18 protein-coding genes are annotated in these 23,738 nt (G+C 57.3%); 5 read left to right on the top strand and 13 right to left on the bottom strand.

The window, feature by feature from the left end; genetic code table 11:
• The first annotated feature begins 52 nt into the window (after window positions 1-52).
• Entirely contained in the window at window positions 53-529 is a 477-nt protein-coding gene (locus ASF69_RS21110; protein ID WP_062590348.1) for a chemotaxis protein CheW, read from the top strand.
• A 340-nt stretch (window positions 530-869) separates the two neighbouring features.
• The gene (locus ASF69_RS21105; protein WP_062590454.1) at window positions 870-2,618 is read left to right on the top strand and encodes a PAS domain-containing methyl-accepting chemotaxis protein; all 1,749 of its coding nucleotides are present in this window, start codon (window positions 870-872) and stop codon (window positions 2,616-2,618) included.
• Between the two features lie 69 nt (window positions 2,619-2,687).
• Here ASF69_RS21105 and ASF69_RS21100 read toward each other — a convergent pair whose 3' ends face one another.
• From ASF69_RS21100 to ASF69_RS21050, 11 genes are all read right to left on the bottom strand, one after another.
• A complete protein-coding gene (locus ASF69_RS21100) occupies window positions 2,688-4,343 on the bottom strand; it encodes an OFA family MFS transporter (protein WP_062590346.1) in 1,656 nt (551 codons plus the stop codon).
• A 359-nt stretch (window positions 4,344-4,702) separates the two neighbouring features.
• Window positions 4,703-6,724: a cache domain-containing protein gene (locus tag ASF69_RS21095; RefSeq protein WP_062590345.1), complete on the bottom strand. Its 2,022-nt coding sequence runs from the start codon at window positions 6,722-6,724 to the stop codon at window positions 4,703-4,705.
• Window positions 6,717-8,102: a sigma-54 dependent transcriptional regulator gene (locus ASF69_RS21090; protein WP_062590344.1), complete on the bottom strand. Its 1,386-nt coding sequence runs from the start codon at window positions 8,100-8,102 to the stop codon at window positions 6,717-6,719. Before ASF69_RS21090 ends, ASF69_RS21095 begins: the two co-directional genes overlap by 8 nt.
• A gap of 161 nt (window positions 8,103-8,263) precedes the next feature.
• On the bottom strand, window positions 8,264-9,073 hold the full coding sequence (gene fdhD / locus ASF69_RS21085; protein WP_062590343.1) for a formate dehydrogenase accessory sulfurtransferase FdhD: 810 nt from the start codon (window positions 9,071-9,073) through the stop codon (window positions 8,264-8,266).
• A 219-nt stretch (window positions 9,074-9,292) separates the two neighbouring features.
• Complete coding sequence (locus ASF69_RS21080) at window positions 9,293-9,703, bottom strand: F0F1 ATP synthase subunit epsilon (protein WP_062590338.1); 411 nt, start codon at window positions 9,701-9,703, stop codon at window positions 9,293-9,295.
• A 71-nt stretch (window positions 9,704-9,774) separates the two neighbouring features.
• Entirely contained in the window at window positions 9,775-11,232 is a 1,458-nt protein-coding gene (gene atpD, locus ASF69_RS21075; protein ID WP_062590336.1) for a F0F1 ATP synthase subunit beta, read from the bottom strand.
• Between the two features lie 24 nt (window positions 11,233-11,256).
• Window positions 11,257-12,135 (bottom strand): F0F1 ATP synthase subunit gamma, encoded by an 879-nt coding sequence (locus tag ASF69_RS21070; RefSeq protein ID WP_062590335.1) that lies wholly within the window; start codon window positions 12,133-12,135, stop codon window positions 11,257-11,259.
• Between the two features lie 28 nt (window positions 12,136-12,163).
• Window positions 12,164-13,693, bottom strand: coding sequence for a F0F1 ATP synthase subunit alpha (atpA, locus tag ASF69_RS21065; protein ID WP_062590333.1), 1,530 nt, complete (start codon window positions 13,691-13,693; stop codon window positions 12,164-12,166).
• Window positions 13,693-14,259, bottom strand: a complete 567-nt coding sequence (locus tag ASF69_RS21060; protein ID WP_200939120.1) for a F0F1 ATP synthase subunit delta — start codon at window positions 14,257-14,259, stop codon at window positions 13,693-13,695. The genes atpA and ASF69_RS21060 overlap by 1 nt, the downstream gene beginning before the upstream one ends.
• Window positions 14,260-14,519: 260 nt before the next feature.
• On the bottom strand, window positions 14,520-14,906 hold the full coding sequence (locus ASF69_RS21055) for a hypothetical protein (protein WP_062590329.1): 387 nt from the start codon (window positions 14,904-14,906) through the stop codon (window positions 14,520-14,522).
• A gap of 66 nt (window positions 14,907-14,972) precedes the next feature.
• The gene (locus tag ASF69_RS21050; protein WP_062590327.1) at window positions 14,973-17,204 is read right to left on the bottom strand and encodes a primosomal protein N'; all 2,232 of its coding nucleotides are present in this window, start codon (window positions 17,202-17,204) and stop codon (window positions 14,973-14,975) included.
• A gap of 186 nt (window positions 17,205-17,390) precedes the next feature.
• Between ASF69_RS21050 and ASF69_RS21045 the strand changes: the two genes are divergently transcribed.
• The 3 genes from ASF69_RS21045 to ASF69_RS21035 all read left to right on the top strand — a co-directional run bounded on the left by ASF69_RS21045 (window position 17,391) and on the right by ASF69_RS21035 (window position 21,673).
• Complete coding sequence (locus tag ASF69_RS21045; RefSeq protein WP_062590452.1) at window positions 17,391-18,326, top strand: tyrosine recombinase XerC; 936 nt, start codon at window positions 17,391-17,393, stop codon at window positions 18,324-18,326.
• A gap of 127 nt (window positions 18,327-18,453) precedes the next feature.
• Window positions 18,454-19,548 carry a TraB/GumN family protein gene (locus tag ASF69_RS21040; protein WP_062590326.1) on the top strand — a complete coding sequence of 365 codons (1,095 nt, stop codon included), beginning with the start codon at window positions 18,454-18,456 and terminating at the stop codon, window positions 19,546-19,548.
• A 133-nt stretch (window positions 19,549-19,681) separates the two neighbouring features.
• A complete protein-coding gene (locus tag ASF69_RS21035; protein WP_062590325.1) occupies window positions 19,682-21,673 on the top strand; it encodes a BCCT family transporter in 1,992 nt (663 codons plus the stop codon).
• Between the two features lie 31 nt (window positions 21,674-21,704).
• On the opposite strand, the gene ASF69_RS21030 is transcribed toward ASF69_RS21035, so the two are convergent.
• Window positions 21,705-22,199 (bottom strand): cytochrome b/b6 domain-containing protein, encoded by a 495-nt coding sequence (locus ASF69_RS21030; RefSeq protein WP_062590324.1) that lies wholly within the window; start codon window positions 22,197-22,199, stop codon window positions 21,705-21,707.
• A gap of 113 nt (window positions 22,200-22,312) precedes the next feature.
• Complete coding sequence (gene lpdA / locus ASF69_RS21025) at window positions 22,313-23,719, bottom strand: dihydrolipoyl dehydrogenase (protein WP_062590323.1); 1,407 nt, start codon at window positions 23,717-23,719, stop codon at window positions 22,313-22,315.
• Window positions 23,720-23,738 lie beyond the last annotated feature (19 nt).

Genomic DNA, 23,738 nt, shown 5'->3' with positions numbered 1-23,738 from the left:
CGAGCGTCGGTGCGCTTGCACTAGCCCAGAACAAGGATTGGGAAGAATTCTGATGGTTACGATTAATTCTACGAACTTTGGCGGCGATACGCTGGAAATCATCGCGTTTCGTCTGCACGATCAGGAGTTCTGCGTCAAAACGACCACCATCCGTGAAATCCGCGGCTGGGCTCCATCGACTCCACTTCCACACGCGCCGAAGGATGTCATCGGCGTCATGAACCTTCGCGGCTCTGTCATCCCCATCATCGACCTGGCCTACAAGCTTGGCATGAAGAGCACTGTTGCGAATGAACGCAGCGCCATCGTCGTTGCCGAAGTGCACAATATGGTCATCGGAATGCTGGTTGATCGCGTCTCGGACATTCTGACAATTCCAGCAAGCCAGGTGCAGCCTGTCCCTGAAGTTTCGGCGTCCTTCGACAAGTCCTTCTCGGAAGGCATCATCGCAAACGAACATGGCATGATTTGCTTCCTGAACCTCGCAAAGATGTTCAAGGGCACCGATCTGGAAGATCTGGCCGCCTGATACTGCCAAGTATAGTTTTCTACCATTGCGAAGCCGCCCGGCAAAACTGGGCGGCTTTTTTCATTGCTGTTGTTTCATAAAACAATATGCGGATATACATTTAAATACTATAAACCTTTGAATTAACAAAAGATTTATTCGCAATAATAGTCGATTTATACTTGCAATACAGGGAAAAATACTGCTGTAAGAGAAATTCATAAATGAATTTTTAATATTATAGATGTCTAATTCAATCCCAGAGCGAAAACAATCATTCATAATGATTGTTCTCGAAAACAATGCGCGCGGCACCGGATGGCTTCATTGCCGCGGCATCATCAGCCAACCTGGAGACAACATGCTTTGGCGGGGAAAGAGTGCGGACAACAAGCAAGTCCTGGACGCGTTTTCAGCATCTCAGGCGATGATCGTATTCGATTTGACGGGAAACATTCTTGATGCCAACGAAAACTTCTGCTCGGCGATGGGGTACTCGCTGGCCGAAATCGTTGGAAAACATCATCGGATTTTCTGCGAAGAGGATTACAGAAATTCTCAAGCCTATATCGACTTCTGGAAGAGCCTCGGAAACGGGAAATACGACGCACGGGAATACAAGCGTATTCGCAAAGACGGTCGGGAAGTCTGGATCGAAGCTTCCTACAACCCCATCTGCCGTAACGGCAAACCTTACAAGGTTGTTAAACTTGCAACCGACATTACGGCGAAGAAGCTGAAGGCTGACGACGACAAGGGCAAGATGAACGCCCTCTCACGTTCTCAGGCCGTTATTGAATTTACGCCGACCGGTGAGATTCTGACCGCGAATGAGAACTTCTGCACCACGCTGAATTACAGCCTGAGCGAAATTGTCGGCAAGCACCACCGGATGTTTTGCGAACCAAACTATGTTGCTTCACCGGAATACGCCAACTTCTGGAAGCGCCTGGCAGCGGGTGAATTCATCTCCGACGAATTCGTCAGATACGGCAAGAACGGCAAGGAAGTCTGGATCCAGGCGGCTTACAATCCCATCCTGAACGACAAGGGGCATGTTGTAAAAGTCGTCAAACTCGCCACGGACGTGACGCCGCGCATGAGCGCGATTTCGACGCTTGGCGAAGCCTTGCGCCAATTGGCAGATGGAGAACTTCGCCAGAAGTTGGACACGCCTTTTGTGCCCAGCATGGAAAAGCTGCGGGCCGATTTCAATGAAGTCATCGAGAAACTGCGCCTGACCATGCAAACCGTGGCGAACAATGCCACGACCATTGCCTCGGGCTCGACGGAAATTCGTGTCGCGGCAGACCAACTTGCACAGCGAACGAGCCAGCAGGCGGCGTCTCTGGAAGAGAGCGCGGCGGCATTGGAGCAGATAACGACGACGGTAAAGGATTCCAGCCAGCGGGCCAACGAGGCCGGGAAGCTGGTTAACTCCACAAAACAAAGCGCCGAAGTATCAGGCGCGATTGTCGACCGGGCCATCGGGGCCATGGACCAAATCTCACAGTCTTCCGGTGAGATCACCAACATTATCGGCGTTATCGACGATATCGCCTTTCAGACAAACCTACTTGCCCTGAATGCCGGGGTAGAGGCCGCCCGCGCAGGCGAGGCTGGTAAGGGTTTTGCCGTCGTCGCACAGGAGGTTCGCGAACTTGCGCAGCGTTCGGCAAGTGCAGCAAAGGAAATCAAGCAACTGATCAACAAATCTCGAGAACAGGTCGCCAACGGTGTCGATCTTGTCGGCCAGACGGGGAGCGCCCTCAAGGAGATTGCGTCCAAGGTCGGACTGATCGATGCCAATGTCGCGGCTATCGTTGAGGCCACCAAGGAGCAGGCAAGCGGTCTGGCGGAAATCAATGATGCCGTCAACATCATGGATCAGGCAACTCAGAAAAATGCGGCAATGGTGGAAGAGACCAACGCCGCGAGCCACGGCCTGGCGCGCGAAGCCGAGAGCCTGAGAGAATTGCTGGGTCAGTTCAAGATCGGCAATTCCGCCCCCTCCCCCCGCGTCCCGGAGGCACGTGTCGCGCCATCGCCAGTCAGGATGGTAGCATCGTCCAGACAGACTGCAGCGGCAGCCAAATGGGAAGACTTCTAAGCCGAGACTTTCCCGGCCAACAAAAAAGGCGGCAATCTGCCGCCTTTTTCATGTGTCATATCGTGTCGCTCAGGTGAACAATACGAATGTCTTCTGCAGCGTAATCCAGATACCCCAGATGATGGGGATACCGACGATTGCCCATGCAATCAGCGCCTTGGCGTCGAAGCCACCCTTGCCAATTCCGAAAGATCCGGTCGGACCGGCGCCAGCAGCTGTCGTCTTGGCCTGAAGGGCCGCAACTTCTTCTTCCGACATGTACCACTTGTCGGCCAGCGGCTTCACCATCAGATTGGCGATGAGGCCGAGGACCAACATGCCAGCCAGAATATACATCGTGAAGTCATAGACCTGGGCGCGCGGAATACCGGCGGCGATCTGCGCTTCACGAATGTAGTTGACGACGACAGGCCCGATGATGCCCGCCGTTGCCCAGGCTGTGAGCAAGCGGCCATGGATGGCGCCAACGAACTGGGTGCCGAAGATATCGGCAAGATAGGCCGGAATCGTCGCAAAGCCACCACCATACATCGAAACGATGATGCAGAGCATTCCAACGAAGAGCGCCTTGTTGCCCAGACCTGCCGCCCAGGGAGCCGACGCATAAAGCAGGATGCCGAGAGCAAAGAAGGTGAAGTAGGTGCCCTTGCGGCCGATGCGGTCAGAGAGCGAAGCCCAGAAGAAACGACCGGCGATGTTGAATACCGACAGCAAGCCGGTGAAACCGGCGGCGATTGCGGCGATCTGCGCCAGTTGCTCCGGGGTAAGATCAGCGAACTTGACGTCCGGCTGGCCAATCAGCGAACCGGCGAAGATTTCCTGGAGCATCGGGGATGCCATGCCAAGAACGCCGATACCGGCAGAAACGTTAAGGCACAGAACGAGCCAGATCATCCAGAACTGCTTCGTCTTGTGCGCGTTTTTCAGGTGCACGTGACGGGTCGTGATCATGGAATTCTTGGCAGCAGGCGCTGTCCAGCCTTCCGGCTTCCAGCCAGCTGGCGGAATGCGGTAACCAAAGGCACCGGCCATCATGAAGACGAAATAGATCGCTGCCATGACAAGGAAGGTTTCCCACACGCCGATGGAAACGTCGGTGCGGAAATGGCGCATGAGAGCGTCAGCAAGAGGCGCACCAATCATAGCACCACCACCAAAGCCCATGATGGCCATGCCGGTTGCCATGCCGCGACGGTCCGGGAACCACTTGATCAGGGTGGAAACCGGAGAGATGTAGCCAAGGCCAAGGCCGATACCGCCGATAACGCCGGCGCCGAACCACATTAGCCAAAGCTGGTGTGTCATGATGCCGATGGCAGCGATGGTCATGCCACCGCACCAGCAGATTGCCGATACGAAGCCTGCCTTGCGGGGACCCGCACGCTCCAGCCATCCACCCCATATGGCGGCAGAGCAACCCAGGAGAACGAAGAAGAGTGTGTAGATCCAGCCGAGGTCACTGACGCGCCAGTCGCAAGTCGTGGTGAACAGCGCAGATGCGAGGTTGAGGTCGGTACATGCAACGGACGACGTGATGCCGATTGCCTTGGTGAGCGGCAGCCAGAAAACCGAGAAGCCGTAAGCCATGCCGATGCACAGATGGATGGCCAAAGCGGCCGGGGGAACCAGCCAGCGGTTGAAGCCAGGTTTTGCGATAATTCTTTCACGGTCCAGAAGACCTGCACCCGCACCTGTGGGCGCGAATGTTTCGTTGGTCGCAGTCATTTGTGTCCCTCCATTCACCGCGCCAGGCGATGAATTTCGATGTTGTTATTCATTTCCACGGTGTCGGAGCAGCGTCTGGCGCTTCCTGGCGCAAGGCGCGCTCCGATACATTGGAAACAATGTCCCAAGCCCACGGGGCCAAAATGCGCGGGCGGCTCCTTCTACGGGACGCTCACATGCACTGGCCTGATGTGTTGCCATCCAAGGCTCAGCAATTCATGTGCCAGAAACGAAATTGAGGTTTATCAACGAGATAGACAGGCATTCATCAGGCAGTGGGACAAAATGTCCCAGCGGGCCCGACAAAATGTCCACATTTTTGCTTTCTTTTCGCCACGATCGGATGGCTTTGGCTGCCCCTAGAGGGCCTGCGGCAGCCATATGGTGAAGGACGTACCCTGGCCGGGAATGCTCTCGACAGTAATTTCACCGCCTTGCCGGGCAATCAGCATCTGGCTGACGGACAGACCGAGACCCGTTCCCTCCTGCCGCTTCGTGGTGAAGAAGGGATCGAAAATTCGGGCGACGACATCTTCACTCATGCCCACGCCATTATCCTTCACGGCAAGCCCTACCCCATGTGACCCGTGCCGTTCCTCATCAAAGCTGGTCAATGTAAGGGTTCCGCCCTCTGGCATGGCATGAGCGGCATTGACGATGAGGTTGACCAGTACCTGTTGCAGTTCAGTGCGGTTCATTGCCAGAAGGCCGGTGGCAGTGTCTGCCCTGACGATTTCAATGCCTGCCCGGCTGAGCACATGTTTGACCAGCGGCATACAGTCTGAGATCACCGCGTCCGGGCTGAGACGCTCCACATATCCGGCAAATTCCTCCGGTCTGGCAAACTGCAGAAGCTTGCCCACGATCCGGCTGATCCGCTCGACCTGCTCATCGATCAGATTGAACTCCGTCCTCGCCAGATCCGCCTGATCGCCCAGAATCACACGCGCGACTTCGAGATTGCCCTGGATCACCGCAATCGGATTGTTGATCTCGTGGGCGACGCCCGCGGTAATCTCTCCGATCGTCGCCAGCTTTTCCGACATGACCAATTGCTTCGTCGTTGCCTCCAGACGCAGATTGGCAAGCTGCAATTCCTGTGTGCGTTGGCCGACCCGGACGTTGAGCTCCTCGTTCCAAGCGCGCAGCTCACCCTCGCGCTGCTGGAGCCGATCAAGCAGCTCATCAAGGTGAACGGCCACCTGTCCTATCTCGTCTGCGTTCGGTGGAAGGCCGGTTCGCGCCGAAAGATTGCCGTCATCAACCTGTGAAATTGTCTCGGTAATGCGTTCAAGTGGTTTGAAGATGGCCCGTGCCCAGCGCAGAAAAACGGGAATGCTGAGAATCGTAATGCCCAGAAACGCCGCAATAACAGAACCAAGCGTCTCATACTTGGCCTGCGCAAACGGGGCCTCCAGAAAACCGACATAAAGCATTCCCACGCGCTTGCCATAGCTGTCCACCAATGGCTCATAGGCTGAAATATACCAGTCGTTGACGACAAAGGCGCTGTCCAGCCAGACCTGACCGGAACCCAGAACGGCGGAATACACCACCTGCGATACTCTGGTCCCCAGAGCCCGCTGATTCTCGAACAGCCGCACATTGGTGCTGATGCGGACATCATCCAGAAAAAGGGTAGCCGTGCCCTGGCTTCCCTCCGGCAGACTGGCCTTTCGGTAGACGAGATCATTGATCGTATCGATGAAATCGAGGTTCTGGTTGAGCAGCCTGCCGCCAACCAGCGCGAGCGTCGTTCCGTCACGCAGCTGGAGCGGACTTGCCGCATGGATCATCATTCCGCGGGTTTCGGTAGGTTTTTCTCCGCTCTGGGCGTTGGCGGTCGGCACGAGGTCAAGCCGCGCTCTTTGTGCAAGAGCAGGCGACAGCGTCTTCAAATCCTCCTCGGAAAAAACATCGATAGCATAAGATGCTTTGCCTGCAAGGGCAGACGAACGCACCGGCCAATCGACGCGCGTCCGGCCTGTTCCGGTACCCGCGCTTGCGGAAATCGCTCCCCCGCCATCCACGACGAAAAGAAAGTCGAGGCCGAGCTTTTGCCTGCTCTCTTCCAGAAAGAGCCTGAGCGCCTCTTCATCTCCCGCGGTGGTGATGTCTCTGAGGCGGGCCGAAGCGCTGATCGCCCCCAGCCGTTCGCCGGTGTTCTCGAGGATTGTTGCGAGATACTGATGGGCAACAGTCAGGTCACTGTTGACCTTGGTGGTCAGGAGCGCATCGAACTTGCCGCTCCACCGTACCATGGTTATGCCGAGCAGCAGCGGCAGAATGACGAGCGTCGGCAACAAGGCGATGGCCAGAAGCCGAAACCGGACTGATTTCAATGCGCCAAATACGCTAAAAAGCCCCGGTTTTTCAGCCATGCCAGAAAGACATCTTACGATCGATCGTCTTTCGTGAAATTCCAAGCCGCCTTGAAGCCTCGTCCCTGTTCCCCGAAACGTCACTCAAGACAGCCAGTATATGACGTCGCTCGACCTCCTCCAGCGTCCCGGAAGAGCTTTGCAGCGGCACACTGCCCTTCAGATCGAGCGGAAAACGGCCAAGGATGAGGCTTCGCTCGATGAAATTGCGCAGTTCCCGCACGTTCCCCGGCCAATGGTAGGAAAGAAGCATTGAACGAACCGAATCGTCCATCGCCACAGGCGGCATTCCCAGTTGCTGCGAAAGCTTGTGCATGAACAACTCGCAGAGTTCCAGAACATCCTGGTCACGGTCACGCAACGGCGCCAGATAAATCTGCATAACGTTGATACGGTAGAACAAATCTGCCCGGAACCGGCCTTTCTCGACATCCGCCGCCAGATCTGCATTGGTCGCGAAGATGAAGCGTATATCGATCGGCACCTCGCGCTCGGCACCGACGGGTCGGACTTTCCGATCTTCGAGAACGCGCAACAACTTGCTTTGCAAGGGGACGGGCATTTCGCCAATCTCATCCAGAAACAATGTTCCGCCCTGAGCGTGCAGAAACAATCCTTCCCGTCGCGTATCTGCCCCCGTAAACGCACCTTTCACGTGGCCAAAGAGTTCGGTTTCCAGCATGTCGGCGGGAATGGCTGCGCAATTGACCGGCACGAATGGTTTGCTGGCACGGTCGGACAGATCATGGATGGAGTGCGCCAGCACTTCCTTGCCTGTTCCGGATTCGCCGGTCAGCAGAACGGAGGTTGGCAACGGCGCAACCCGGCTTATCATGTCGCGCGTCTGTTGAATGGTGGCAGAACTGCCGACCAGCCGATCCCTGAGGAAAATATGGTCGGCGGCGGTCCTCAACTGATATTTGAGTGCCGAATTTTCCCGCTGGAGATTGGAACGATCAAGCGCACGTGAGATCGCATTCAGGATCTGGTTTGACCGAAACGGCTTGAGAACGAAATCCGCAGCGCCAGCTCGGATGGCCTGGATTGCAGTGTCGAGATCCGCATAGGCCGTCATCAGGATTGCATCGGCATAGAAGCCGACCGCTCTCTGCTCCGCCAGCCATTCCAGGCCTGTTTTTTTCGGCATGATATTGTCGAGAATGACGATATCGAAATGGCGCTCGTCCAGCTTTCGGGTCGCCTCTGCGGTATCTGCGGCCTCGTCCACAAAGGCACAACGCGTCTCGAGCGTCCGCATGAGAAAGTTGCGCATGCCGGGCTCGTCATCGATGATGAGAACCGAGGCCTTGGCTAGCCACGGGCCGAAATCCGGCTCCTGTCCTTTTGCCTTGGTCTTCGGGATCATGTCATGTTGCATGGTATTCTCCCGGCGCGCAACATCAGCGGACCGTCAGATTTTTGCGTGGAGACGCCGGTTTCGCGCTCAGGGCCAGCCGCGCGCGTTACGGAGTTGAGGAATAGCAAAACTGCATCAGAAAGCAAAAGGAATGCTGATGCCGTGCTTGCCGATATCTTACCTCAGTCAACAAGAACCCTGTCGGAACGCGTGAATATCTCCATGTCATCACCCCTGACCAGGGCGACGAGTGTCATGCCGGCACGTTCGGCGGTTTCGATCGCCAGGGCGGTTGGAGCTGACACCGCCGCCAACATACTGCTACCGAGAATCGCGGCCTTCTGGACCATCTCGACTGAGATGCGGCTCGTCACGACCACCACGCCTGCGCTGCCGCTACCACCGCTGCGCAGAACCGCCCCTGCCAGCTTGTCCAACGCATTGTGCCGCCCGACATCCTCGCGCGCGGCTTGAAGTCCCTCTCCGGGAATATAGAAGCCGCAACCGTGCACCGCACGGGTTTGCCGGAAAATGGGTTGGGCTTCATGGAGCGCATCCATGGCAGCCACGAGATCATCAGCGGAAACCTTGAGATCGCAATGCGACACATCCGGAATGGGCCGCAATGCCTGCTCGATCGATTCAATGCCGCATAGGCCACACCCAACGGGGCCCGCCATGTGACGCCTGCGTGAGCGCAAGGCGTCAGCCTGCTCATCGAATAGCGACACCTGGACGTCGAAACCCTGCTCGGTCTCCAGCACGTCCACAGCATCAATCTGCGAAACGCTCGATATGATCCCCTCGGTGAGGCTGAAGCCAACCGCAAAATCTTCCAGATCCGCAGGTGTCGCCATCATAACGGCATGTGTGGTGCCGCCATATGAGAAAGCAACGGCGACTTCTTCAGGAGAATCCCGAAGGCCCTCGCTCACGACGCCATCACGGCGGGATATGCGTTTGACGGAGCGGTACGGGGAAGTTGCGGGCATGGACGGACCTATTGGAAATACTGAATGAATGCCTGAAACGCGATTGCGCCGATCTCGGTCAACGCTTTCGGCTTCTTTGGCTATCTCTGAAGAGACATACTATACCAGCGTAGCGCGACCATGCGCGATTAAGTGCAGCCCAAAAGAAAAAGCGGCCCGTTGGGCCGCTTGAAGGTTCCGCTTTTTGGGCAGTCGTTCTTACGAACCCGCCCGGTGCTTTCAAGCAGCGACAAGAACCTCGTGCAGGTTCGTCAATTCATAGAGATGCTTTTCAAGCTTTGTCAGATGTTCGTGATGGTGGCTGCCTTCGTCAATCTCTGAACGGGCGGCATCGATACGCTTCTGCAGGTCATCGGCGCTCAGTTCGTCGGCGGGCGTGGCAGATTCGGCAAGCAGCGTGCAACCTGTGGGCAAGATATCTGCGAAGCCACCGAAAACCACATATTTGTGGGACTCGCCGGAAGCCAGCTTTACGGTCACGATACCAGGCTTGATTGTCGTCATAACCGGTGCGTGGTTTGGCAGCACGGTCATTTCACCAAGCGTGGCAGGAATGACAACTTCAGTAACCGTTTCGGAAACAAGCAGACGCTCTGGGGAAACAAGTTCGAATTTGAAACTGTCAGCCATGGCTTTTCACTTCTTTTTTGTTGCGCGACGGGCAAAGGCGCGTGTCAAACCACGCGCCTTCTTTCATAGTATCAGGCGACTTCTGCAGCCATCTTCTTGGCTTTTTCGATCGCTTCTTCCATGGAGCCAACCATGTAGAATGCCGCTTCCGGCAGATGGTCGTACTCGCCATTGACGAGGCCCTTGAACCCCTTGATCGTGTCTTCGAGAGCAACCAGCTTGCCTGGCGAACCGGTGAAGACTTCGGCAACGAAGAATGGCTGGGACAGGAAGCGTTCGATCTTACGAGCGCGCGCAACAGCCAGACGGTCTTCTTCAGACAGTTCGTCCATGCCGAGGATGGCGATGATGTCCTGGAGAGCCTTGTAGCGCTGCAGCGTCGACTGAACCTTACGAGCCACTTCGTAGTGCTCTTCGCCAACGATCATCGGGTCGAGCATACGGGACGTGGAGTCGAGCGGGTCAACAGCCGGATAGATGCCCTTTTCAGCAATCGAACGCGACAGAACGGTCGTTGCATCTAGGTGGGCAAAGGATGTTGCAGGCGCCGGGTCGGTCAAGTCGTCGGCGGGCACGTAGATTGCCTGAACCGATGTGATCGAGCCCTTAGTTGTCGTCGTGATGCGTTCCTGCATCTGGCCCATGTCGGTTGCCAGCGTTGGCTGATAACCCACGGCAGAAGGAATACGGCCGAGAAGAGCCGACACTTCGGAACCAGCCTGCGTGAAGCGGAAGATGTTGTCCACGAAGAAGAGAACGTCCTGGCCCTTGTCGCGGAAGTCTTCAGCGATGGTCAGACCTGTCAGAGCAACGCGGGCACGCGCGCCTGGTGGCTCATTCATCTGGCCGTACACGAGTGCAGCCTTGGAACCTTCGCCGCCGCCGTGCTTGTTCACGCCGGATTCGATCATTTCGTGATAGAGGTCGTTACCTTCGCGGGTACGTTCACCCACGCCAGCAAACACCGAGTAACCACCATGCGCCTTGGCGACGTTGTTGATCAATTCCATGATCAGAACGGTCTTGCCAACGCCGGCGCCGCCGAAGAGGCCGATCTTGCCACCCTTTGCATAAGGTGCCAAGAGGTCGACGACCTTGATGCCCGTAACCAGAATCTGGCCTTCGGTGGACTGGTCCACGTAGGAAGGAGCTTCCTGGTGAATGGCGCGGCGACCGGAAGTGACCAGCGGGCCTGCTTCGTCAACTGGCTCGCCGATGACGTTCATGATACGGCCGAGTGTCTCTGGACCGACTGGAACGGTGATCGGAGCGCCCGTGTCGCGAACGGCCTGACCGCGAACCAGACCTTCGGTCGAGTCCATGGCGATCGTGCGAACAACGTTTTCGCCGAGATGCTGCGCAACTTCGAGAACCAGACGGTTGCCCATGTTGTCAGTTTCGACCGCGTTGAGGATCGCAGGCAGGTCGCCTTCGAACGCCACGTCGACAACAGCGCCGATAACCTGCGTAACCTTGCCGGTCGCGCCAGTGATCGCTGCGGTTTTCTTGGGGGTAGCTGCCTTAGCCATTATCCTTACCCTCTTTCCTTAACCTCAGAGCGCTTCCGCGCCCGAAATGATTTCAATCAGTTCCTTGGTGATCTGAGCCTGGCGTTGACGGTTATAGGAAAGCGTCAGCTTGTGGATCATTTCACCGGCGTTGCGCGTGGCATTGTCCATCGCGCTCATCTTGGCACCCATTTCGCCAGCAACGTTTTCGAGCAGAGCCCGGAAAACCTGAACCGAAATGTTGCGCGGAATAAGGTCTTCCAGAATGGAAGCCGCATCCGGCTCGTATTCGTAGATAGCCGTCGTAGTCGGCTGCACAGCGTCAGCGGCAGGGGCAGCAGCAGGGATGAGCTGCAGGCCTGTCGGCACCTGGCTGATCACCGACTTGAATTCGGAATAGATCAACGTGCAAACATCGAATTCACCGGCGTTGAAACGCGCGATGATCTTCTTGGCAATGCCATCCGCATTCTCGAACCCGACCCGCTTCACGTCACGCAACTCGATGCGCTCGATGATATTGGATGCGAATTCGCGACGAAGGCTGTCGTAGCCCTTCTTGCCGACAGTCATGATCTTGACCGTCTTGCCTTCTGAGATCAGCTTGCGGGCACGATCACGGGCAAAGCGGGAAATCTGGCTGTTGAAACCGCCGCAAAGACCACGCTCAGCGGTGCAGACGACGAGCAGATGCACGTCGTCCTTGCCCGTACCGGTCATCAGAACCGGAGCAACGTCTGCTTCAACCGCCTGCGCGATGTTGGCAAGAACGGCGCCCATGCGCTGCGAGTAAGGCCGGGCGGCCTCCGCAGCTTCCTGGGCGCGCCGAAGCTTCGCCGCGGCGACCATTTTCATCGCCTTGGTAATCTTCTGCGTCGCCTTTACGGAGGCAATGCGGTTTTTCAGATCCTTTAGTGAAGGCATCCGTTATCCGTCCCAGTCACGAGGCTAATCAGGAGAAAGACTTGGCGAAGTTTTCAAGAGCGGTCTTCAGCTTGCTCTTGGTGTCATCGCTAACAGCCTTTTCCGTGCGGATGGTGTCGAGAATGTCCTTGCCTTCCGAACGGAGGTAGGACAGCAGACCCTGCTCGAACTTGCCGATATCGGCAACAGCAACCTTGTCGAGGTAACCGTTAACACCGGCGAAGATCACGGCAACCTGTTCTTCCGTCTTGAGCGGAGAGAACTGTGGCTGCTTGAGCAGTTCGGTCAGACGCGCACCACGGTTCAGCAAACGCTGGGTCGATGCATCGAGGTCGGAACCGAACTGGGCAAACGCTGCCATTTCGCGATACTGGGCAAGCTCACCCTTGATCGAACCGGCAACCTGCTTCATGGCCTTGATCTGCGCAGCAGAACCAACGCGAGACACCGACAGACCGACGTTAACAGCCGGACGGATACCCTGGTAGAACAGGTCGGTTTCAAGGAAGATCTGGCCGTCGGTGATCGAGATCACGTTGGTCGGAATGAAGGCGGAAACGTCGTTACCCTGTGTTTCGATGACCGGCAGAGCCGTCAGCGAGCCAGCGCCGTTTTCGTCGGAGAGCTTTGCAGCGCGCTCGAGAAGACGGGAGTGGAGGTAGAAAACGTCACCAGGGTAGGCTTCGCGGCCCGGAGGACGACGCAGAAGGAGCGACATCTGACGGTAGGCAACAGCCTGCTTGGAAAGGTCGTCGTAACCGATCAGCGCGTGCTGGCCGTTGTCACGGAAGTATTCACCCATGGCGCAACCGGCGAACGGAGCCAGATACTGCATAGGAGCAGGATCGGACGCGGTTGCAGCGACGATGATGGAGTACTGCAGAGCGCCACGCTCTTCCAGAACCTTCACGAACTGCGCAACCGTCGAACGCTTCTGACCGATGGCCACGTAGACGCAGTACAGCTTTTCGCTGTCAGGGCCGTTGTCGTGAATGGCCTTCTGGTTGAGGATGGTGTCGAGAATGATGGCGGTCTTGCCGGTCTGACGGTCACCAATGACAAGCTCGCGCTGGCCACGGCCGACAGGGATAAGAGCGTCGATAGCCTTGAGGCCTGTCGACATTGGCTCATGAACCGACTTGCGCGGAATGATGCCAGGAGCCTTTACGTCAACGCGCGAACGACGCGTGGCGTTGATGGGGCCCTTGCCATCGATCGGGTTGCCGAGAGCGTCGACAACACGGCCAAGAAGCTCTGGACCGACAGGAACGTCAACGATAGCGCCAGTCCGCTTGACGGTGTCGCCTTCCTTGATGTCACGGTCGGAACCGAAAATAACAACACCGACGTTGTCGTTTTCGAGGTTGAGTGCCATGCCGCGAATGCCGCCTGGGAATTCGACCATTTCACCAGCCTGAACATTGTCGAGGCCGTAAACGCGGGCGATACCGTCACCGACGGAAAGCACCTGGCCGACTTCCGAGACTTCTGCCTCGTTGCCGAAATTTTTGATCTGGTCTTTTAGAATTGCGGAAATTTCCGCGGCGCGGATATCCATCAGCCAACCTCTTTCAGTGCAAGCTTAAGGGTGGAAAGTTTGGTGCGAAGAGACGTATCGGTCTGGCGTGAGCCAACCTTGACGATGAGACCGCCAAGAATGGATGGATCGACGGTCAATACGACCTTCACATCCTTGCCAGTCACGCTCTTCAGCGCCGCCTTCAGTTCAGTTTCCTGCGCCTCATCCAGCGCATGTGCCGAAGTCACTTCGGCAGTAATCTCACCGCGATGAGCGGCAGCGATTTCACGATAAGCAACGATCATGCCGGGAACGGCAAACAGACGACGATTGCCTGCGACAACCTTCAGAAAATTTGCCGCAAGACCGGAGATACCGGCCTTTGCAGAAATGGCTGAGATGGCCTTCGACTGATCTTCCGAAGAAAAGACCGGGCTCGCAACCAGACGCTTCAGGTCATCGCTGTCATCCAGCATAGCCTGAAACTTATCGAGGTCAGCACCGACCGCTTCAATCACACCCGCTTCCAGAGCAAGCTCGAAAAGCGACGACGCATACCTTTCCGCTACACCGGATGTTCCATGGGAGGTATCTGCCACGGGCACTTTTTCCCTGCTAATCGTCCAAGAAGGCCAAGCTGAGGACCAGCTCCACCAAATTCTTGAAATCGTTTCAATTTCCCCGAAAAAGGCCGGAATTCCCCCCTGCCTTATCTCGATTTCGCGGTCCGTCTAGCATAGGAAGCCGGGACTCGCAACACGCGTAGTAACGGAAAGTGTCGTTTGGGCAAGAGGGATGGCGTTAAATTTTCCGACATCATGCCCTTGGGAGCGATAACTGCGGCAGAAATGTCAAAACCGCCGCCTCAGACCATTCCGAATACGTAGCAGAGCGGCAAGGCCGCGAGAATGGCGTGAACAACCAGGAGTAGGCAATTTCGCAGTGTTGCTCCACCGTCCGACAGGATTGAGAGGACAGCACCAAAGACAGCAAGGGCGAATGAAGCCCCGAATGCGAGGTAAACCATGGGCTGGGCGAGCAGCATCGCCGTTGCGCCAAACCCGAGATAGAATGCTGCCAGGGAAGATCGAAGCAGGACGAGGCCGTCGCGGCGCTCTGCAGTAACCTGAAGGCCAAACAACCGGAAGATGAGCCCCGGTGCAAACATGATGACAAGGCCGATGACAGCGGAAAGGGCTGCGGCGAAAAAGGCGAGCTGTTCGCCGAACTCCACCGGAAAATAGAACTCCATGATGTCCCTCAAATCAATATTCTCGTGGCCGCCTTATGGCACGAAGACTGCGCCATCGAAAGAAGCTCAGAGAAAACTTTGTGGGTCGATATCCACCTGAACGTGGATCGATCCGCGCTCCTTCGGCCCGTTACCGAGCATGGCCCGCATGAAGGATTGCATGTCGGAATTGCGCTTGCCGTGAACGAGCAAACGAAAACGGTAGCGTCCGCGGATCAACGCAAGCGGTGCTTCCGCCGGTCCAAGCAGCATGATGCCGGAGGCAGGGGGTGCCGATGCACGCAAGCCGCGGGCATGGGCTTCAGCTTCGGCCCGGGTATCTGCGGAAACGATAACTGAGGCTAGACGGCCAAAGGGTGGCAGCAGCGCCTTTTCTCTCTCGATCACCTCGCGCTCGTAAAATGCCGCCGCATCCCCCGAAACGATGGCCTGCATAACGGGATGCTGGGGTTGGTAAGTCTGCAGCAGCCCGTGGCTCTTGCGACCCGTGCGGCCAGCGCGACCTGTCACCTGGGACAGGAGCTGGAATGTTCGTTCCGCCGCACGTGGATCACCATTTGCAAGACCGATATCGGCATCGACAATGCCGACCAGGGTCATCAGCGGAAAATTATGGCCTTTGGCAACAAGCTGCGTGCCGATCACGATATCGGCCTCGCCTTTGACAATTGCTTCCAGTTCCAGTCTCAAGCGCTTGACGCCCATGAGATCGGACGACAGCACGATTGTCCGCGCCTCCGGGAAGTGCTTCTCGACCTCTTCGGCAATCCGCTCGACGCCCGGGCCGCAAGCAGCCAGATGATCGAAAGTTCCGCATTCCGGGCAATGGTCGGGCGTCGGCTGGCTGTGGCCACACTGGTGGCACTGCAACTGGCTGCGGAAACGGTGCTCCACCAGCCAGCTTGAGCATTGCGGACACTGGAAGCGGTGACCGCAAACCCTGCACAGGGTGAGCGGTGCATAACCGCGCCTGTTCAGAAACAGCAGCGACTGCTCGCCCTTCTCCAGTGTTTTTGCAATGCCGCGCAGCAACACAGGCGACAGGAAACCACCTCGCTCCGGCGGATGGCGACGCATATCCACAAGATGCAGATCCGGCATCGCCGCATCACCGAAGCGCGTGTGCAGATGAATCGTATTATAGCGGCCGGACGTGCCGTTGACCTGGCTTTCGACGGATGGCGTGGCTGACACCAGCACCACGGGGAAATCCGCTATACGGGCGCGCACCACGGCCATGTCGCGCGCATTGTAATAGACGCGGTCTTCCTGCTTGTAGGCAGGGTCATGTTCTTCATCGACAATGATGAGGCCCAGATTGTCGAACGGCAGGAACAGAGCGGAGCGCGCACCAGCCACAACCCGAACCTCTCCGGTGACCGCCTGACGCCATACCCTCTCGCGCATACGCGGTGAAAGGTCCGAGTGCCATTCTGCCGGCTTGGAGCCGAAGCGATCCTGAAAGCGTTCAAGAAACGAGGCCGTCAGGGCAATTTCCGGCAACAGGATAAGGACCTGCTTTCCCTGCCGCAGGGTTTCGGCGACGGCCTCGAAATAGACCTCGGTTTTTCCAGACCCCGTCACCCCATCAATAAGAGAGACAGCGAAGCTGCCTTTTACGACGTCTTCGAGGATTTCGGATGCAGCTTGCTTTTGCGGACCTTCAAGTCTGGGTGCGGTATAGTCCGGATCAGGCTCCGCAACGACTGGCGGCGCTGGCAGGAAGACGGTTTCAAACACCCCCTGCTTCGCAAGGCCATCAATGACGCTTGCGGAAACGCCCGCCGCATTGGCAAGGCCGCTCTTGGTCCAGGCGTGCCCCTCAGCGGCAAGCTCCAGCGCGCGCGCGCGAGCCGGGGTCGACCGTTCCGGGCGAGCCTCTGTCAGGCGCAGGCCTTCGATCATCGGTTCAGGATCAAAGGCAGCCGGTGCGCGCAAGGCCATGCGCGCCACCAGGCCCGGCGCTGACAGGGTATAGGCAGCGACCCAATCGATGAAACGGCGCATTTCCGTGCGCATGGGCGGGCAGTCGAAGGCTTTGGTGATCGGTCGCAATTTCTTGGGATCGACAGGCGCACCATCGCTCTCATCCCAGACAACGCCAATGACCTGTCTGGGACCCAGCGGCACCTGCACGATGGAACCGGGCTCGACAATCATTCCTTCCGGCACCGCATAGCTATAGGGCCCCGGCGCGGGCAACGGCACCAGCACGGGAACAGCCGAAACAGGGTCAGACGGAGAAGGCTTGCGTTGATCGAACAGCGCGCCAAACAGATCGGTCGAATCTTTTGCCATGATGCAGGCGACAATGCCCTCTAATGATAGGAAAGGGAACCTTTAGCGCATCGCATCCGGGATCGGAATCATTTTTGGGCGTGTCAGGCCTCTTCAGCTAGGCGCCATGGCCGCACATCATGAAAAGTTTAACCAAATGCTGAGGGCGGCAGCGTATTGTCGCATGAAACGACGGGAAACAGCGACTTGCAGGACATTCTGACCTTTGCCGATACTGAGCTTCTTGCCCTGCGCCAATCATGGTTGGCTTCGCTTGAGGGTGAACGGCGATTGGCCGGAAACACCGTGGAGGCCTATGAGCGCGATACGCGGCAATTCCTCATGTTCATGACAGGTCACCTCGGGCATTCCACTCGCCTGACCGATATCGGAAAGCTTCGGCCCGTCGATCTGCGCGCTTTTCTGGCGTTTCGGCGCAAGGAGGGAACCGGTGCGCGTTCACTTGGGCGGCACCTCGCAGGCCTGCGTTCCTTTCTTCGATTTCTGGAAAAAAAGGGGCTGGTCAATGCGGCAGGCGCAACGGCCATGCGCTCTCCCAAACAGCCAAAGTCCCTGCCCAAACCGCTGACCGACCGGCAGGCGCTGACAATCACCACTGCCGAGGGGCAGCTTTCAGACGAACCGTGGATCGCCGCACGCAATGCGGCGGTGCTTGCGCTGCTGTATGGTTGCGGTTTGCGCATTTCCGAAGCACTCGGTCTGACGGCATCCGACCTGACCGCCGGGACGCGAAGCCTTCGGGTCACCGGCAAGGGAAACAAGATGCGCGTCGTGCCGCTGCTCCCCGTCGTGCTGGAAGCAGTTGAGGCCTATCGCAAGCTTTGCCCGTACCATCTGGCACAAGACGAGCCGCTTTTCCTCGGTGCGCGTGGCGGGCCTCTACAGCCGGCAATCATTCAGCGTGAAATGCAGAAGATGCGGGGCGCCTTCGGCCTGCCGGAGAATGCGACACCGCACGCACTGCGCCATTCCTTTGCCACGCATCTTCTGGCGGGCGGCGGTGACTTGCGCACAATTCAGGAGTTGCTGGGGCATTCCAGCCTGTCGACGACGCAGATCTATACCGGCGTCGACACCGCCAGGTTGCTTGAAATCTACGACAAGGCGCATCCTCGCGCCTGAAACGAAGGGTGTCATACCCAACAGGATTAAAAAGACGCAAGCGTTTACTGTTTGCTAACCAAACGCGTTAACCGTCCATGCAAATCCGCCGCCCTATAAGCAATCGCAAATGACAGGGGGTGATTCGATGATTGTTATTTCCAAGCCTCAGAGCCTGACATCCTTATTGATGGGCCGCATGGGAAATGCGCTGTTGTGGCTGTTCGCCTCCATGCACCTGGCGGCGCTTGCCGTTCTGCTGGCGACCCTTCTGTCACTCACGGATGCGAATGCCGCTACGCAGGAAACAGCCTGCCCGGGGAAAAATCTGCTGGTGGACATGCAGCAGTCGGACAAGGCAGGCTACGACGCAATCGTCGAAGAGGCTGCGAAGGTACCGAATGGTCAAGGCACCTTCTGGAAGATCGAAAAAGATGGGGTCGAGCCGTCATGGCTTCTGGGAACAATGCATCTGTCCGACCCGCGCGTGCTTGAAATGCCGCAGGGCGCGCCCGAAGCCTTCGCGAAAGCGACGACGGTCATCGTGGAATCCGATGAGATCACCGATGAGAAGCAGGCTGCGGCGGCACTTCTCGCAAAGCCCGAACTCATGATGTTTCTCGACGGGACATCCATGACCGACATGCTGTCGAAAGAAGATGCAGCAACACTTGAACGTGGCCTGAAGGAGCGCGGCATTCCCCTCGCCGCCGTTGCGAAGATGAAACCCTGGATCCTGTCCAGCTTCGTCGCACTCCCGGCCTGCGAATATGCCCGCAAAGCCAGCGGTGCCAGCTTTCTGGACATGAAGCTCGCAAAAGATGCCGTCGCTCAGGGCAAGAAACTCGTGGGCCTCGAGACGCTTCTTGAGCAGATTACGGCCCTGTCGGAACTTCCAATGTCCTTCCATGTCCAGTCATTGGTCGAAATGCTTCGGCTTGGCGCGCGAATGGATGACATGATGACGACGATGATCGATCTCTATCAGGATGGACAGGTCGGAATGATCATGCCCATGATGAAGCATCTCGATGCCAGCGAGAATTCGGATGAAGGCTATGCAGCATTCGAACAGCGCGTTATCGATGATCGCAATCACGTCATGGCCAAGGGCGCTACACCACATCTCGAAAAAGGCAATGTGTTCATGGCGGTCGGCGCCCTGCATCTTCCCGGCGAGGTGGGGGTCATCGAACTCCTGCGTAAAAGCGGCTTCACGCTGACCGCTGTCAACGAGTGGTAAGCCACTGTAAATTTAGCATTTTCTTAAGTTCAAAATCGGCACCTTTGGTGCAACCATATCGCGCGCAATTCATTATTTCCTCGCATCAAGGCTGCGACAGCGGCCTGGAAACCTGTTTTCGAGGGGAAAAGAGATGGCACACGAACCAAGTGAACCGAAGCGTGTGGGTCTGACAGAGGGGGTCAACAAGCCCGTCTTCATCTGGTCAGTCGGTCTGACGCTGGTCTTCGTGATCGCTGGCGTGATTGCGCCCCAGGGTTCTGCCGCCGTCTTCAGCGCCATGCAGTCCTGGATCGTGACGGAGCTTGGCTGGATCTACCTTTTGTCAGTGGCTGTCTTTCTGATCTTCATGCTCTACCTGGGCTTTTCCAGCCACGGCAGGATCAAGCTGGGGCCGAATCACTCCGAGCCGGATTACAGTTATGGTGCATGGTTCTCGATGCTCTTTGCGGCAGGCATGGGCATTGGTCTTGTCTTCTTTGGCGTGGCGGAACCGGTCAAACATTTCACGGCACCCCCGGTGGGAGACCCCGCCACCATCGATGCCGCCCGCACCGCCATGGAAATCAGCTATTTCCATTGGGGACTCCACGCCTGGGCCGTCTATGCCGTCATCGGTCTGTCACTTGCCTATTTCTCATTCCGTCACGGTCTGCCCCTAACGATGCGCTCGGCGCTCTACCCCCTGATCGGTGATCGCATTTACGGTCCCATCGGCAACGCCGTCGATATCTTCGCCGTTATCGGTACTCTCTTCGGTGTCGCGACATCGCTCGGATTGGGTGTTCTGCAGGTCAATGCAGGCTTCAACCACGTGCTTGGCTGGCCAATTAGCTTCTGGATACAGTTGCCGCTGATCGTCATCATTACAGGCATGGCGACCGTCTCTGTCGCAACCGGTCTCGATAAGGGCATCAAATTCCTGTCCAATCTGAACATGATGATGGCCGTTGCCCTCATGCTGTTCGTCTTCGTCATGGGACCGACAACCTTCCTGTTGCGCGCATTCGTCCAGAATCTGGGAGCCTATCTGGACCACTTCGTCCTGCGCACTTTCTACATGTACGCCTATGCCCCCGATAAGGGCCCGAGTGACTGGCTGGGTGACTGGACGCTGTTTTATTGGGGCTGGTGGATCGCTTGGTCGCCCTTCGTCGGCATGTTCATTGCCCGCATCTCGCGTGGACGGACGATACGTGAATTCATTGCAGGCGTGTTGCTCGTACCCGCCGGTTTCAGCTTCGCCTGGATGACTGTCTTCGGCGACACGGCGCTTTCCATGCATCTGACGGGCGCGACGACTGCCGTTTCAGAAGCCGTGGCAAATGACGTAACTCTTGCACTGTTCGTGTTTCTTGAGCAGTTCCCGCTCGGCGTCTATGTGTCGTGGTTTGCGATGGCATTGATCGTGTTCTTCTTCGTCACAGGCGCGGACTCCTCTGCTCTGGTCATCGATACGCTGACATCAGGCGGGCGCGAGGATGGCCCGACGGCACGCCGTGTCTTCTGGGCAATCGTCTCTGGGATAATCGGAGCGATATTGCTGTCGACAGGCGGCTTGGATGCCTTGCAGACCGCATCCATCGCCGGTGCCCTGCCCTTCACCTTTGTCATGCTTCTGATGTGCTGGGGCCTCTGGAAGGGACTGCAGCGCGAGGGCTTGCGGCAGAACGCACTGGTACAAAGCCTGAGGCCACGCCAGTCGGCCAGCTGGCAGCGTCAGTTGCAGGGCATCTTGAACCATCCCGGAAAGGCCGAAACGGAGCGTTTTCTCCACGACGTCGCAACGCCTGCCCTTGAGGCCGTCGCGCTTGAGCTGGAGAAACGTGCGCTCACCTCAAAGTTCGATCATCAGGCGGACAGGCTGAAGCTGGTCGTAACACCGGGCGAGGCGGAGGAATTCATCTATGGCATCCGTATGCGCCGCTATGAAACACCTGGCTACAGCTTCTTCGAAAGCCAGTCGAACCGTAAGACCGCCGACCATTACTACCGCGCCGAAGTCTTTCTGTCGGACGGTGGGCAGGACTACGACGTGATGGGCTTCACCAAGGAGGAGCTGATCCAGGACGTCCTGCTACAATATGACAGGCACTTCCAGTACCTCCACGCCATCCGCAGCTAAAGACTATCGTCAAGGCCAAGCGCATGGATGCTCAGGTCATCCGCCTGATAAGGTTCGTCCGCCAGTAGAGCTGGTGGACGAGCACCGCCGCGATGTGAACGACGATCAACGTCCACAGGAGTAGTTTGAGCGGGCCGCCATGCAGATCGCCAGCCACTTCGTTGCCGAAGTAGTATTTGCCGATCCCAGCAAGCGGCATGACGGCGAAAAGCGCGTAGAACGCCCAATGCGCAATTTTGGCTGCCAATTTTGCCAGTTTCGGCTCGTTTGCAGGCGCATCGGGTACACCTTTAACCAAGCGTAAAATCAGTCGCACGAGACAGAGCAGCAGAATGGCGATGCCGACATAGGCATGGATATTCGCCGAGGAAATGTCCGCAGCGGTTACGGGTTCGCCCCGCCGGACCAGCCTGTTCCAGTGCTCCATGCCATCCGCAAACAGAAGATTTAAGAAGATCAGCAGCGCCATCAGCCAGTGAAGCGTCTTTTGTGGAAACGTGTAGCCAGTTCGTGACACTGCAGCCATGCCCTTAACCCCTCAGAAGCGTCCAGGCATCATGGTAAAAGCCGCAGCTTCAATCAAGCTGCGGCTTTTGCCTTACCAAAATATAATGATGGAGCCGCTCGCGGCCCGGCCGATTACATGTGGATCGGCTTGAAGAAGGTTGCGAGGGCAGCTTCCTTGACGGCCTCCGACATGGTCGGGTGCGCGTGGCAGGTGCGGCCCAGATCTTCCGACGAACCGCCAAACTCCATCAGGACCGAAATTTCCTGGATCAGTTCGCCAGCGCCGAAACCGATGATGTGTCCACCCAGAACGCGATCCGTTTCCTTGTCAGCAAGGATCTTCACGAAACCATCGGTAACCTGCATGGCGCGGGCGCGGCCATTGGCCGTGAAGGGGAACTTGCCGACCTTGTAGGCGATGCCTGCGGCCTTCAATTCCTCTTCGGTCTTGCCGACCGACGCGACTTCCGGCTGGGTATAGACGACGCCCGGGATGACATCATAGTTCACGTGGCCATGCTGACCGGCAAGAATTTCCGCAAGTGCCACACCTTCGTCTTCGGCCTTATGCGCAAGCATCGGACCCTTGACCACGTCACCGATGGCATAGATGCCTGCGACATTCGTCTTGTAGTGACCATCGATTTCAACGCGACCGCGGCTGTCCAGTGCCACGCCCGCCTCTGCCAGACCGAGACCTTCAGTGTATGGCTTGCGGCCGGTCGAGATCAGCACGACATTGGCTTCCAGCGTTTCAGCAGCACCACCCTTGACCGGCTCAAACACCACCTTGGCACCATCGCCTGACTTCTCAACAGCGGTAACCTTGGCGCCCATCTTGAAGTCCATGCCCTGCTTGGCAAACAGGCGCTGGGCCTGCTTGGACAATTCGCCGTCCATGCCGCCAAGAATGTTGTCGAGATATTCGACGACGGTGACCTTCGCGCCAAGCCGTGACCAGACGGAACCGAGTTCGAGACCGATGACGCCGCCACCGACGACGATCATCTTTTCCGGAACCTTCGACAGGGCAATGCCGCCCGTCGAGGACACGATAACCTGCTCATCGATTTCGACCTGTACGCCGGGAATGCCAGCGACATCAGAACCCGTCGCGATGACGATTTTCTTGGTCTCGATTTCCTGAACCTCGCCCGCATCATTGGTCACGGAGACCTTGCCGGCGGAAACGACCTTGCCGAGGCCCTGGAATGTATCGATCTTGTTCTTCTTGAACAGGAAGGATACGCCGTCGACATTGGCCTTCACGACGCCGTCCTTGTGCGCCATCATCTTTTCGAGGTTCAGCTTAGGAGCAGCAACCTCGATGCCAAGGCTGTCGACGCCATGGGCCACGTGAGCAAAAACTTCCGACGCGTGCAGCAGGGCCTTGGAGGGAATGCAGCCGACGTTGAGGCAGGTGCCGCCATAGGTCGCGCGCTTTTCGACAACAGCGACCTTAAGCCCCAACTGCGCTGCCTTGACTGCGCAAACATATCCGCCCGGGCCTGTGCCGATCACAACTACATCATATGCCATGTCTTTGTTCCTGATAGAT

Source organism: Rhizobium sp. Leaf311, from assembly GCF_001423445.1.
Classification (GTDB): Bacteria; Pseudomonadota; Alphaproteobacteria; order Rhizobiales; family Rhizobiaceae; genus Agrobacterium.
This window is presented reverse-complemented; position numbering and strand designations above follow the sequence as displayed.